Annotated in this window: 12 protein-coding genes and 1 pseudogene; 9 read left to right on the top strand and 4 right to left on the bottom strand. The window is 36.1% G+C overall.

The features are described from left to right. Positions 1 to 86 precede the first annotated feature (86 nt). Positions 87 to 710 (bottom strand): transcriptional repressor LexA, encoded by a 624-nt coding sequence (lexA, locus tag AC2JF9_RS00580; RefSeq protein ID WP_500724724.1) that lies wholly within the window; start codon positions 708 to 710, stop codon positions 87 to 89. Positions 711 to 852: 142 nt separating this feature from the next. On the opposite strand from lexA, the gene AC2JF9_RS00585 reads away from it, so the two are divergent. The 5 genes from AC2JF9_RS00585 to AC2JF9_RS00605 all read left to right on the top strand — a co-directional run bounded on the left by AC2JF9_RS00585 (position 853) and on the right by AC2JF9_RS00605 (position 6,532). Continuing rightward, positions 853 to 1,101 carry a DUF896 domain-containing protein gene (locus AC2JF9_RS00585; protein ID WP_500724725.1) on the top strand — a complete coding sequence of 83 codons (249 nt, stop codon included), beginning with the start codon at positions 853 to 855 and terminating at the stop codon, positions 1,099 to 1,101. A 69-nt stretch (positions 1,102 to 1,170) separates the two neighbouring features. Further along, positions 1,171 to 1,389 carry a YneF family protein gene (locus AC2JF9_RS00590; RefSeq protein ID WP_500724727.1) on the top strand — a complete coding sequence of 73 codons (219 nt, stop codon included), beginning with the start codon at positions 1,171 to 1,173 and terminating at the stop codon, positions 1,387 to 1,389. Between the two features lie 64 nt (positions 1,390 to 1,453). Further along, positions 1,454 to 3,217 carry an ABC transporter ATP-binding protein gene (locus AC2JF9_RS00595; protein ID WP_500724728.1) on the top strand — a complete coding sequence of 588 codons (1,764 nt, stop codon included), beginning with the start codon at positions 1,454 to 1,456 and terminating at the stop codon, positions 3,215 to 3,217. Beyond that, positions 3,210 to 5,000, top strand: a complete 1,791-nt coding sequence (locus AC2JF9_RS00600) for an ABC transporter ATP-binding protein (RefSeq protein ID WP_500724730.1) — start codon at positions 3,210 to 3,212, stop codon at positions 4,998 to 5,000. Before AC2JF9_RS00595 ends, AC2JF9_RS00600 begins: the two co-directional genes overlap by 8 nt. A gap of 131 nt (positions 5,001 to 5,131) precedes the next feature. Further along, positions 5,132 to 6,532: an FAD-binding oxidoreductase gene (locus tag AC2JF9_RS00605; RefSeq protein ID WP_500724731.1), complete on the top strand. Its 1,401-nt coding sequence runs from the start codon at positions 5,132 to 5,134 to the stop codon at positions 6,530 to 6,532. An 81-nt stretch (positions 6,533 to 6,613) separates the two neighbouring features. Here AC2JF9_RS00605 and AC2JF9_RS00610 read toward each other — a convergent pair. Both AC2JF9_RS00610 and AC2JF9_RS00615 read right to left on the bottom strand, forming a co-directional pair. Further along, positions 6,614 to 7,791, bottom strand: a pseudogene (locus AC2JF9_RS00610) (class I SAM-dependent methyltransferase). Positions 7,792 to 7,873: 82 nt separating this feature from the next. Next, on the bottom strand, positions 7,874 to 8,488 hold the full coding sequence (locus tag AC2JF9_RS00615; protein WP_500724732.1) for a lysophospholipid acyltransferase family protein: 615 nt from the start codon (positions 8,486 to 8,488) through the stop codon (positions 7,874 to 7,876). 60 nt (positions 8,489 to 8,548) lie between these two features. On the opposite strand from AC2JF9_RS00615, the gene AC2JF9_RS00620 reads away from it, so the two are divergent. From AC2JF9_RS00620 to tsf, 3 genes are all read left to right on the top strand, one after another. Continuing rightward, positions 8,549 to 9,580: a GIY-YIG nuclease family protein gene (locus tag AC2JF9_RS00620; protein WP_500724733.1), complete on the top strand. Its 1,032-nt coding sequence runs from the start codon at positions 8,549 to 8,551 to the stop codon at positions 9,578 to 9,580. A 154-nt stretch (positions 9,581 to 9,734) separates the two neighbouring features. Continuing rightward, entirely contained in the window at positions 9,735 to 10,523 is a 789-nt protein-coding gene (gene rpsB / locus AC2JF9_RS00625; protein ID WP_500724734.1) for a 30S ribosomal protein S2, read from the top strand. 35 nt (positions 10,524 to 10,558) lie between these two features. Beyond that, positions 10,559 to 11,434, top strand: a complete 876-nt coding sequence (gene tsf / locus AC2JF9_RS00630; RefSeq protein WP_500724736.1) for a translation elongation factor Ts — start codon at positions 10,559 to 10,561, stop codon at positions 11,432 to 11,434. 125 nt (positions 11,435 to 11,559) lie between these two features. On the opposite strand, the gene AC2JF9_RS00635 is transcribed toward tsf, so the two are convergent. Continuing rightward, entirely contained in the window at positions 11,560 to 12,417 is an 858-nt protein-coding gene (locus tag AC2JF9_RS00635) for a MurR/RpiR family transcriptional regulator (RefSeq protein WP_500724737.1), read from the bottom strand. Between the two features lie 154 nt (positions 12,418 to 12,571). On the opposite strand from AC2JF9_RS00635, the gene AC2JF9_RS00640 reads away from it, so the two are divergent. Next, complete coding sequence (locus tag AC2JF9_RS00640; protein WP_500724738.1) at positions 12,572 to 13,057, top strand: PTS sugar transporter subunit IIB; 486 nt, start codon at positions 12,572 to 12,574, stop codon at positions 13,055 to 13,057. Positions 13,058 to 13,075: the final 18 nt, after the last annotated feature.

Genomic DNA, 13,075 nt, shown 5'->3' on the forward strand with positions numbered 1-13,075 from the left:
GTAATTTAGGTTCTAAAAACTACTCAACCTATAGGTTAAGTAGTTTCTGGTTTCATCTAAATGACTAAAATACATTGTTACAGTGATTAAATTATATTATTTCGATAAAGACCAACGACTTTACCGACGATATATACTCTAGTAAGAATAATTGGAGCCATGGTGTCGTTTTCGGGTTGTAAACGAAAATGGTCCTTCTCTTTGTAGAAACGCTTGACAGTAGCTTCGTTTTCATCTGTCATTGCAACAACAATCTCGCCATTAGTTGCTGTTGTTTGTTTACGAACAATAACATTGTCGCCATTCAAAATGCCAGCATTAATCATACTCTCCCCGCGAACACGTAACATGAAAAGGTCACCAGCATCGTTAGCTAAATCGGGTGGTAGAGGAAAGTAATCTTCGATGTCTTCAACGGCTAAGATTGGCTGTCCAGCGGTTACAACTCCAACCACCGGTATTTCAGCTGGTTTAATGCCGATTGCTTTTTTACCTTCTTCCGTTATTTCTAACGCGCGGGGCTTAGTTGCGTCTTTGACAATGAGACCTTTTCTTTCTAGTCGCGAGAGGTGACCGTGAACGGTTGAAGTGGAAGAAAGTTCAACGCCTTGACAGATCTCGCGAACAGTTGGCGGAAATCCGCGTTTTTCAACTGTATCATATATGTAATGCAAAATTTGTAATTGCTTCGAGTTTTGTTTACTAGTCATTTGTTTCTCCAAAAAATAATCAATCATCGTATAAGTTCATTCTAGCAGAAGTTTGAAGCAAATACAAACAAGCGTTCTAAGTATAATAAACTTTTTTTCTGATCAAAAATAGGGTAGACTTTTTAGAATAAGAGGTGCAAAAATGACTGAAGATAATGAAAAAAAGATGATCAACCGGATTAATGAACTATATCATAAAAAGGAAGCTGAAGGTTTGACCGCTGAAGAAGAAAAAGAACGTGAAGAACTCCATAAGAAGTTCATTAAGAACTTCCGTGCCGGTTTTAAACAAGATGTTGAAAATCTGGTTATTATCGACAAGAATGGCAATGAAGTAACGTCTGAGAAGGCTAAAAAAGCTCAGCGTAAAAAAGGTTTAAGAAAAGACTGATTTATCCCTTTTAATCTAATTAAATTTTAGGTAAGATATATCTATTGGACAAATTGAGGTGAATGTTTTATGAATTTAGCATTAGCGATTGTATTAATTGTTGCGGCACTATTAATCGGCTTGGTAGGCGGTTTTTATGGTGCAAGATCTTACATGAAGAAGTACTTTAAAGATAATCCACCAATCAGTGAGGATATGATTGTTGCCATGATGTCACAAATGGGACAAAAACCTTCGGCCAAGAAGGTTAACCAAGTGATGAACATGATGAAACATCAGAATAATTAATCTTGCTAGATTGAAAAAAGACGGGGTTTTTCTCCGCCTTTTATTTTGGAAAGACAGGTGAACAATGGGCATATTTTTTAAACTGGGATGGTTTTTTAAAAAAGAGAAAAAACGCTATTTAATTGGTGTAACTTTCTTAGCTCTGACTTCAATAATTAACTTAGTTCCACCCCGAATTTTAGGTTTAATGGCTGATCAACTGGAACGCGGACATATTTCTTGGCAAGAATACGGAATGTTAATTTTAGCGATTATCTTTTCGGCCATACTACTATATGGATTCCGCTATTTTTGGCGTAGACAAATATGGGGTGGGGCTGCCGAACTTGAATTCCAAATGCGTTCGAAACTTTTCAGCCATTTTATGGAAATGGATCGAACCTTTTATCAGCGCCATCGAACTGGTGATTTAATGGCCCATGCAACAAATGATGTTTCAGCTATCCAAGAAGTTGCTGGTGAAGGAGTTTTAACTTTAGTCGATTCGCTCTTAATGAGTGTATCAACTATGTTTGCGATGGTTATTTTTGTTGATTGGCGCTTGACTATAGTGGCATTAATCCCGCTGCCATTTTTAGCTTGGGGAGCCTGGAAACTTGGCGATCAGTTATATGTAGCTTTTGATGAATCGCAAGCAGCATTTTCTCGATTGAACAATAAGACCCAGGAATCAGTTTCCGGTATCAAAGTACTCAAAACTTTTGGACAAGGTAAAGAAGATACTGCTGCTTTTGACGGTATGATTGATGACACAATCAAAATTAACAAACGAGTTTTTAAATGGGATTCATTGTTTGATCCGCTAGGCACCTTGCTGATAGGGTTGACATATACAATCACCATTATTTACGGTGGCCTATTAGTTAGTCATAAAGTTTTAACAATCGGTCAATTGGTTTCATTTATTGCTTATATTGGAAACATGGTTTGGCCAATGTTTGCAATTGGATACTTGTTTAATATCCTGGAACGAGGCAGCGCAAGCTATGATCGTGTTGAGAAATTACTTGAAGAAAAACCTGAAATTACCGACCAAAATGCTGATCAAAATTTGCATGCCAAAGATATTGAAGGTGATTTAAATTATCAAATTAAATCATTTGCTTATCCTGATGAACCAAAAATTTCAGTGTTACACAATATTAATTTTACTTTAGAAACAGGGCAAACATTAGGCTTAGTGGGTAAGGTTGGTGCCGGTAAAACGACCATTATTCAGTTACTACTACGCGAATTTGACAAGTACGACGGAAAGATAACATTAAATGGGCACGATATTCGTGAAATTCCATTGAATCTTTTGCTACGCCAAATTTCGTATGTGCCACAGAATAACTATTTGTTTTCAACCAGTATCCAGCAAAATATTGCTTTTTCAAATGCTGAATCTGACGAAAGCGCCATTGTTTCAGCTGCTAAAAAGAGTGACTTACATAATGATATTTTACAAATGCCAGGCGGATACAACACCCTTGTAGGAGAAAACGGCGTTTCGCTTTCAGGTGGGCAAAAACAGCGGATGTCAATTGCTCGAGCTCTGCTAAAACAGAGTCAAATTTTAATTCTTGATGATGCTCTCTCGGCTGTTGATGCAAAAACTGAAATGGCGATTCTAAAATCATTACGCCAAGAACGTGCGGGTAAGACAACACTGATTGCAACACATCGTTTAACTTCAGTAATGGGAGCGGACCTAATTTTAGTCTTAAAAGATGGAAAAATTGTTGAGCGTGGTACACATGATCAATTATTAGCTGAAAATGGCTGGTATGCAGACATGTGGCAAAGACAAGAATTAGAAGATAAGGTAGGTGAAAAGCATGGATGACCAAAGTAATTATGAATCAGTTTGGTCTAAAGAAATACCAGTTAAAGAACAAATAAGCATATTCAAGCGTTTGATGCGCTTTGTTCTTCGTTTTAAAAACGAAATGATTATTGCAGTCGTTGGGGCATTTCTAGTTAGTGTGATAAACATGCTTTTGCCTTACGGATTGCAGTTTTTCTTAGATAACTATTTGGTAAAAGTTGATGTGACTACTCAGGTAATTCTGTTTGCTGGTTTTTTATATGCCTTTGGTTCATTAATTAAAGGTGCTTTACAGTTTACTTACGAGTATTTCTTTGCTTTAGGTTCAGAAAAATCTTTGGAGGGACTTAGATCAGCTTTATATAAACAGCTTCATAAACTGGGAATGCGTTATTTTGATCAGACTCCTGCGGGTTCAATCGTGTCCCGCGTGACAAACGACACTATGACACTAAGCAATTTTTTGACAGTTTTAGCTAGTGTCGTTATGTCCTTTTTCTCAATTATTTCGGCCATGGTAGCGATGTTTAGCACAAACTTTTTAGCCGGATTGATTGTATTAGCTTTTCTGCCTATATTATTGCTGATTATTTGGCAATATTCTCGCCGTAGCTCAAAACTATATCGTAATTACCGTGAACGCTTAAGCCGTATCAATACCAATTTAAATGAGTCAATTGAAGGCGTATCGCTTATTCAACAGTTTAAACAAGAAAATCGAATGATCGGCAATTTTAAAGATGAAAACTCTTCTTTAATGAAAACGCGTTTTAGTATGATTAATCTAAATTCGCTTTTGCTATCACCTTTGACTAGCTTGCTCTACTCTTTGGCGCTTTCGTTAACACTAATGTATTTTGGCTTTCCATTGCGAGAAACATTTGTACCGGCAGGGGTGGTTTACGCCTTTTCGCAGTATATATCACAGTTTTTTAATCCCATTGCCACTATGATGGACCAAATGACTTTTTTCCAAGATGGAATTGTTGCTGGTAAGAGAATTTTTCGTATATTAGATAATACTGATTTTGAACCTCAGCAAAATGCGCAAGCGGGCTTAAAAATCACTAAAGGAAAAATTGAATTTAAACATGTTAGCTTTTCTTATGATGGTAAAAACGAAATTCTACATGATATTTCGTTTACAGTTAATCCGGGAGAAACTCTTGGTATAGTGGGTCATACCGGTTCCGGCAAGAGTTCAATTATTAATGTCATGATGCGCTTTTACGAATTTTATCAGGGTGAAGTTTTAATCGACGACGTTGATATCAAGAAATACCCCAAAGAAGAATTACGCCAAAAATTAGGTCTGGTTCTTCAAGAACCATTCATGTTTTACGGCGACGTGAATTCAAATATTCGTTTGTATAACCAAGATATTACTGATGAGCAAATAAAAGATGCGGCAAAAGCTGTTCAGGCTGACAGTTTTATCGAGAATTTGCCGGGTAAGTATCAGGCTAAAGTTGGTGAAGGCGGTAGTGAATTCAGTCAAGGTCAGCGACAGTTGATTTCGTTTGCTCGCACACTTGTTACCGATCCAAAGGTTTTGGTATTGGATGAAGCAACTGCTAACGTAGATACTGAAACTGAAACATTGATTCAACAAGGACTAAAGAGCCTGCGTAAGGGACGAACCACTTTAGCAATTGCGCATCGACTTTCAACAATTGTTGATGCTAATCAGATTATTGTGCTTGATGATGGTAAAATTGTTGAGCGGGGAAATCACGAAGAGCTATTGGCTCAAAAAGGCTATTATTACAATTTATATACTTTACAAAATAATCAAAAGTAGCAAAAAGCTCGAGTCCAATTAGTCTCGAGCTTTTCTTTTACAGCGCATATTGACAGCGTTTACATAAAAGAGTACATTAATATTAGTTTATATAGAAAAGTATATATTTTAGAAATGAGAAGTGAAGTATTATGGAATATCATAAAGTAAATCAAACTGATCGTACTAATCTAAGTAAGTTCATTTCGGATCCAGAACGTTTTGTAACTGAGCCTACTAAGCACTGGGATCACGATCAATTTAGAACAGTTACAGCTATGCCAGATTTGGTTATTCAACCTGTAAATAACGAGGAAGTAAGTAATGTTGTAAAATATGCCAACGAACATCATATTCCATTAGTACCACGCGGAAATTCAACCGGATTAATGGGGGCCAACTTATCAGTTGATGGTGGTATTTCTCTTGACATGGTAAAAATGAACAAGGTTCTAGAATATGATCCTGATAGTTTAACAATGACAGTGCAAGCAGGAATGAGATTGAATGACATAGATGCTTATCTTGAAGATAAACCGTTTACTTACATGCCTGCTCCGGCCATGCACTGGGCAACAATTGGTGGCAACGTTTCAACTAACGCTGGTGGATTAAAGGCAATTAAGTATGGTGTTACTAGAGAACATATCCGCGAGTTAAAGGTAGTTTTAACTAATGGTAAGCTCTATAAATTTGGCTCGAAGGCAGTTAAATCATCTTCTGGATATTCTTTAAAGGACTTAATTATCGGTTCTGAAGGAACTCTTGGAGTTGTTACCGAAGTTACTTTGCGTCTGTATCCAAAACCGCACAAGTCAATTAACGCAGTTATTCCATTCCCAACTTTAAATGATGCAATCAAGTCAGTTCCTGCCATTTTAGCTTCGGGAGTTGTGCCAACTACAGTTGAATTTATGGGTCGGAAAGTAATTAAGTTATGGGAACAATATGCCAATGATGAATTTCCAATCAAAGATGGCGATGGCTTTATTATCATGGGACTTGATTCATTTACTGATGATGAATGGCGAGCTGAATTGGATGAAGCTTTAAAAGCTGTAAAGAAATTTAAGGCTGAAGACGCGATTGTTTTAAGTGCTGATTCTGAAGAGGCGAAAAAAATCTGGAAATGCCGTGAAGAATTATTGCTAGCAATCCAAAAATCAACTCCTAAGATGGATGAAATTGATGTTTGTGTACCAATTAATCACATTCCGGTTGTTTTAGACCGGATTGAAGAACTTGAAAAAGAGTTAAACATTCGTATTCCTAACTTTGGTCACGCTGGTGATGGTAACTTACATATTTATCTTTGCTCAGATGATATGTCGGATGAAGAATATGCTAAAACTAGTGATAAAGTTATTTCTGAACTATACAAGACGGCAAAATCACTTGATGGAAATATGTCAGGTGAACATGGTATAGGATATGCGCGTGCCAGTTACTTCGAAGACTTCTATGGTCATGATTATACTGAATTACTTCGCCAAGTTAAGAAGTTGTTTGATCCAAACGATATCGTTAACCCTGGCAAAGTTTTTAAAATGTAATAACGTCGACTAAAACCAAAGAGCACAATTCTATTTTTAGAACTGTGCTCTTTTGATATTTTTAAAGTGATTATACTAAAATCACTCTCCCAACATGTAGTCTCTTGTCATCGGTAAGTTTTTACCTGATGGACCTTTAGTTAACAAATATTGAACCACATCAATATTGCCTGATTGAAATGATGCTGCGCACGCTTGCAGATATAAATCCCACATTCTAGTAAAGCGTTCACCCATTTTTCTTTCAATAACTTCACGTTGTTTATTAAAATTATCGTCCCAGATTTCAATTGTACGTTGATAGTGTCTTCTAAGCATTTCAATATCATCAATTTGCATGCCGCTATTTACAATATGTTGAACATTTTCGTCAAGACCGGGAATATAACCGCCCGGGAAAATATACTTATCTAGCCAGGCATTACTTGCGCCACCTTGTTGACGAGTAATACCGTGAATCAAAGATACGCCATCTTGCTTAAGGCATTTTGCAATATCATTAAAATACTGCCCCAAGTTTTCTTTACCTACATGTTCAAACATGCCAACAGAAGTAATATAATCCCATTTTTCATTATTAAGTTCTCGATAATCTTCAAGTTTAACTTCGGCAACATCTTGGAGATTTTGATCGTAGATCTTTTTTTGGACAAACTTGTATTGTTCTTCGCTAAGTGTAACACCCGTAACCGTTAAGCCATATTCTTTGGCAGCAGTTAGCATTAAAGTGCCCCAACCGCATCCAATATCAAGGAGAGTCTGACCCTTTTGAGGATTTAGTTTATCTAAAATATGTTTGATTTTATCAATTTGTGCTTGTTCTAGGTCATTTTTATTACTACCCTTAAAATAAGCACAAGAATATGTTAGGGTAGGATCTAGCCATAGTTCGTAAAAGTCATTACCAATATCGTAATGACTTTGAACATCTTTTTCACTTTGTTGCTCAGTGTGCTTTTGTTGGGGCATAAATTTTCGAAATTTGCTTGAGCGTAAAAAACTATTCGCACTTTCGTAAGCACCAAAAATCAGTTGTTGTAAGCTTCCTTTAATTTCAATTTTTTATCCATATATGCTTCGCCTAAGGCAAGAGAAGCATTACGGGTAATGTCACTAATCGGAATTTTGTCATTGAAAATAATTTCAATGTTTGGATTTCCATTACCGTATACTTCGCTTTTGCCATCCCAGTATGTTACTTTTACTGGAAATGGGAAGGACTTGCTCAGCATTTTTTTATAGAATGTCTTTTCTAACAATTTTCGAATTCCTCCATTCAATTATTGCAATGATATTCTAACACTAACAAAAAAGACTGAGCCAAAAAGTACTCAATCTTTTTTATTTTGCTAAATAATGGAAATTTGGGTTCTGCTCAAAGTCAATTTTATCCCAGGCATCCTGTAATTGCTTATCAAAGACTGCTTCATTTTCATGAGTTAATTTGATTTTGCGGTCAACTTGAATAGGAGCGCCAAAGCAAACTTCGAGGGGTTTTCTTTTTAATAGACCGGTAAAAGTTAATGGGCCTTGATATACTACCGGAACAATTGGTTTACCTGAAAGTTTGGCAATTGCAATTGTTCCGCCTTTTAGTTGTGTAGAATGCCTAGTTCCAGAAGGAAAGATAATTAGTGAATAATTACCGCTTTTTAGTCCCTTGATTGGTGTTTTTAAGGATGAAGGACCGGGATTATCACGGTCTACTGGAAAAGCGTGCGCATGCTTTAAAATGACGTTTAAAATAGGGTATTTGAATAGTTCAATCTTAGTCATAAACATAAATTCTTTCGGGCTAGCCGCTAGCGCAAATAAAATCGGTTCCCACCAAGTTCGATGAGGAGCAGCTAAAATGTAGTTTCCTTCGGGAATGCGTTCCTTATGATTGACGTGTAAATGTCCATTAATTAGCCAGACAACAAAGCGGGCAATTGGACGAATGATATGATAAAACATAATTTCCTCCGATTTGATGTAAAATATTATAACAGAGCTTTGCGAGAGGATAAAATTTTTATGGCAAATTTGATGAAAAATGAACGAGTTGACTATATGTACAGTGATAACTTAAGGATAATTCAAGATAAAGAAGCCTTTAGTTTTTCACTCGATACACTGCTGTTAGCTGCACTGGCAAAAGAATCAATTAAAGACAGTTCAAAAGTTGCAGACTTATGTGCTGGTAACTGCGCTGCCACAATGTACATGGCTTATTTCAATCAAGCAAAATATGATGCCGTAGAGATTCAAGAAGAGATAGCTGACCAGGCACGTCGATCAGTTGAACTAAACCAAATGGAAAATCGTATCCAAATTCATCAAAAGAATGTTAAAGATGCGTCGCAGTTTTTGCGCAAAGATTCCTATGATGTCGTCGTTGTCAATCCGCCATACTTTAAGGTTGTTAAAGATCACAAAGTTAATCCTGATCCCAAAAAAGCCATTGCTCGTCACGAACTATTAATTAACTTGGAAGAAATCATTACTGTTGCAAGTGCTTTGTTAAAAATGAAAGGGAAAATGTACATGGTACATCGTCCTGAAAGGCTAAATGAAATTGCTTATTTTTGCTTAAAACATGATTTAAGCATTAAATTCATTCAACCTTATGTTTCTCATCGCGGTGAAGAAACAAATTTAATAATTATTGAAGCAGTTAGGCATACTGCAAGTGATGGACTAGTTTTAAAAGATGCAATAGAAGTTCATGACAAAGATGGCAATTTTTTGCCCGCAATTCAACGAGTTATTCGTGAAAGTGATGAAGACAAAGCTAAACATGATGAAGGTAAGCCATATTACTTTTATGTTTTACTTTGTAATGATGGCACTTTTTATGGCGGGTTTACTAATGACCTAAAGAAGCGTATAGAGACCCACAACAAGGGAAAAGGGGCTAAGTACACCAAATTCAGAAGACCGGTAAGAATGATATATCATGAAAAGTTTACCGATAAGAGACTTGCATTAAAAAGAGAATATTGGTTTAAGCACCATAGTCGGCAATGGAAAGAAGAGTTTTTGCATGAACACGGAGTTGACTTTTAGTCTTGCATCTTTGGCTTAAATCTAGTATGATTTTATTTGTGTGTCACAGCATGCACAAGTTAAACATCAAGAGTGATCAACGTTTTGGTGCCACACAATGGTGAAACGTTGAAATGATCGCTTGAGAAGTATAAAACCGTAGGAGGAAGTTATTATGTCAGTAGTTTCAATGAAACAATTACTTGAAGCTGGTGTCCACTTTGGTCACCAAACCAGAAGATGGGATCCTAAGATGGCTCCTTATATCTTCACTCAAAGAAATGGCATCTACATTATCGATTTGCAAAAGACAATCAAGATGTTAGATGATGCTCATGCATTTGTCAGAGCTGTTGCTCAAGATGGTGGCGTGATTCTGTTTGTAGGTACTAAGAAACAAGCCCAAGATTCTATTGCTGAAGAAGCAACTCGTGCAGGTCAATATTACGTTAACCAACGTTGGTTAGGTGGTACTTTGACTAACTGGAAGACTATTCAGAGCCGAGTACAAAGATTAAAAGATTTAAAGAAGATGTCAGAAGACGGCACTTTTGATGTATTACCTAAGAAGGAAGCTTCACTTTTGACTAAAGAAAAAGACAAGCTTGAGAGATTTTTAGGTGGTATTGAAGATATGCCTAGGATTCCAGATGTGTTGTTTGTAGTTGATCCTAAGAAGGAAAAGATTGCTGTACACGAAGCAAACATTTTGGGAATCCCAGTTGTAGCCATGGTTGACACTAATACTGATCCTGATCCAGTTGATGTTGTTATTCCTTCAAACGATGATGCTATTCGTGCGATTCGCTTAATTACAGGTGCAATGGCTGATGCGGTTATCGAAGGCAAGCAAGGTCGAGACGACAGCGATGCTAACGTTGAAGCTGAAATGGTTGAAAATACTGAACCTGAAGTTGCTGAAGAAGCAGCACCTGAAACTGAAGAAAGTTCAGAAGAAGAATAGTTTATTAGTTAGCTTTTATTCGGAAGGAAACATCAATGGCAAATATTACTGCTAAACAAGTTAAAGAGTTACGTGATCGTACTGGTGCTGGAATGATGGACTCCAAGAAGGCTTTGGTTGAAGCTAATGGAGACATTGAAAAGGCAATTGATATTTTAAGAGAAAATGGTGTTGCCAAAGCTGCTAAGAAGAGTGGCCGAATTGCTGCTGAAGGTTTAGCAGAATTCGCTTTTGAAGGCAATGCTGCTGCTTTGGTTGAAATTAACTCGGAAACTGATTTTGTTTCATCAAATGATAAGTTCATCAAATTAGTAGATGATGTAACTAAGGCTATTCTTGTTGCTAAACCAGCTAACGTTGAAGAAGCTTTGCAGGCTCCAATGCGTGAATCAACTATTGGTGAAGCAATTACTAATTTAACTGCTGTGATTGGCGAAAAGATTACCTTAAGAAGATTTGACTTAATCAGTAAGAACGATGATGAAGTATTTGGTGCGTACAAGCATAACGGTGGTGCAATTGTTGCTGTTGTTACCTTAAAGGGTAGCAATGAAGAAGCAGCTAAGAACATTGCAATGCATGTTGCTGCAATTAATCCTGAATACTTAAACAAGGAATCAGTTCCAAAGGCTGACTTTGACCGTCAAAAAGCTGTTTTCACTAAGGAAACTGAAAAAGAAGGTAAGCCAGCAAACATTATTCCTAAGATTGTTGAAGGCCGCGTAAATAAGTATTTAAGCGAAATATGTCTTGTCGATCAACCTTATGTTAAAGATGGCGATATGACAGTTGCTGAATATGCAAAATCAGAAGGTTGCGAAGTTGATGCATTTACTCGTTATGAAGTGGGCGAAGGCATCGAAAAGAAGCAAGAAGATTTTGCCGCTGAAGTTAAAGAACAAATGAAATAAATAAATTACAATTTATTTAGATACAGTTGAAGAAAGCTGTAATTTAAAGTTGTATATATTTTTATAAAAAAGTCGTATCCAAATATATTGAATGCGGCTTTTTTATTATAGTTTAATTTCAGGAACTAAAAGAGATTTTTATTGGTTAATTGAAGTGCCTGGCGTAGCTTTTTTACGTTGGGTATAGTCTTTTCACTGTCTTGATGGACAACAATAGTGAATAAAATGTCCAATATTAGCATTTGAGGTATTCTACGCGAATAAATAGGAATATCGTCATATTTAAATTCGTCAGTAATGGACAAAAAGTAGATATCTGCTTTACTAGTTAATTTTGTGTTGTCGAAACTGGTAATGGCAATTATCCTTACATTGTTAGATTTTAGAATTTTAACAACTCTCAGAATGTCCTCGCTACTCCCACTATGAGAAATAATAATGGCACAATCATTTGATGACATTTTTCCCGCTAGGGCTAGCTGTATATGATAATCTTGGTTAAACTTAATGTTTACCGGTGTTTTTAAAAACATATTATAAGCTTCGGCTGCAATGCCAGCTGATCCACCAAGACCAAATATTACCGTTTCTTTAGAATTAATAATCCACTGAGAAGCCTTTTCGATTTCGTTGATATTAATATTCTTAGTTGTGTTGTTGATGTTTACAATGTTAGATTTAACTACTTTGTCAACAATATTTGCATTACTGCTTTGATCAGTAACAACATTTAAAAAGTTATTGTAATCATTATCATTAGACATCAGTACTGAAAGCTCTTTAAAGCCATTTAACCCTAAATCATGTGCAAATAAGGACACTGTCCCAGTGGAAACTTCACACATTTGAGCAATTTGAGAAATTGTTTCTACCTTAGCCTTGCTATAATTGTTTAAAATGTATTGAGCAATACGTTTTTTCTTAGTAGTCATTGATGGGAATAAAGCATTAATTTTAGCTTTTAGATCATTCATGTCTTTCATAGTTTATCCTCTTTAAAATTTTTTAGAAATGATATTGACAAATTGAAAATATTTAATAATATTAAGATTAAAGATAATGAAACCGGTATCATTATCTATCAGTATTTACGTTAAGTAGACTTAATAACTAGTTTTAGATATTGGAGATGAAAATATGGAGAGTATGGTAGGATTAGTAAGAGTTGACAGCCGTTTATTACATGGACAAGTAGTAACTCGTTGGATCAAGCAAGTTGATGCTAGAGAAGTCATTATTTTAGATGATGAATTAGCTTCTGACCAGTTTATGATAGAAGTTTTCGAAATGGCAGCACCAGAAGGCGTGGCGTTAATTGTAAAACCAATTGACGAAGAAATGCAGCCTTTTCTTGAGAATCGTGATTTAACTCATTCAATTGTTCTTTTTAGGGATATTACAGCATTAATGAAGGCTTCCCAAATATATTTGCCCTTTGATAGTATCCAAATTGGTGGCATTGGTGGTGGACAAGGAAGAACCGTTGTCTACAATAATATCACTTTAACAAAAAAAGAGTACGATGAGTTGAGAGATTTAGAGGCTCAGGGTAAGAATATATTCTTACAGACCGTGCCTGAAGATAAAGAACTTAAGTTAGAAAAGATCGAAAAAAAGTTTTAACTTACTAGCTGATTAAAA

It is taken from the genome of Lactobacillus sp. C449L (assembly GCF_059900815.1).

Coding starts and splice junctions, on each gene's coding strand:
- lexA (WP_500724724.1), bottom strand. CDS start 710: ATGACTAGTAAACAAAACTCGAAGCAATTACAAATTTTGCATTACATA.
- AC2JF9_RS00585 (WP_500724725.1), top strand. CDS start 853: ATGACTGAAGATAATGAAAAAAAGATGATCAACCGGATTAATGAACTA.
- AC2JF9_RS00590 (WP_500724727.1), top strand. CDS start 1,171: ATGAATTTAGCATTAGCGATTGTATTAATTGTTGCGGCACTATTAATC.
- AC2JF9_RS00595 (WP_500724728.1), top strand. CDS start 1,454: ATGGGCATATTTTTTAAACTGGGATGGTTTTTTAAAAAAGAGAAAAAA.
- AC2JF9_RS00600 (WP_500724730.1), top strand. CDS start 3,210: ATGGATGACCAAAGTAATTATGAATCAGTTTGGTCTAAAGAAATACCA.
- AC2JF9_RS00605 (WP_500724731.1), top strand. CDS start 5,132: ATGGAATATCATAAAGTAAATCAAACTGATCGTACTAATCTAAGTAAG.
- AC2JF9_RS00615 (WP_500724732.1), bottom strand. CDS start 8,488: ATGTTTTATCATATCATTCGTCCAATTGCCCGCTTTGTTGTCTGGCTA.
- AC2JF9_RS00620 (WP_500724733.1), top strand. CDS start 8,549: ATGGCAAATTTGATGAAAAATGAACGAGTTGACTATATGTACAGTGAT.
- rpsB (WP_500724734.1), top strand. CDS start 9,735: ATGTCAGTAGTTTCAATGAAACAATTACTTGAAGCTGGTGTCCACTTT.
- tsf (WP_500724736.1), top strand. CDS start 10,559: ATGGCAAATATTACTGCTAAACAAGTTAAAGAGTTACGTGATCGTACT.
- AC2JF9_RS00635 (WP_500724737.1), bottom strand. CDS start 12,417: ATGAAAGACATGAATGATCTAAAAGCTAAAATTAATGCTTTATTCCCA.
- AC2JF9_RS00640 (WP_500724738.1), top strand. CDS start 12,572: ATGGAGAGTATGGTAGGATTAGTAAGAGTTGACAGCCGTTTATTACAT.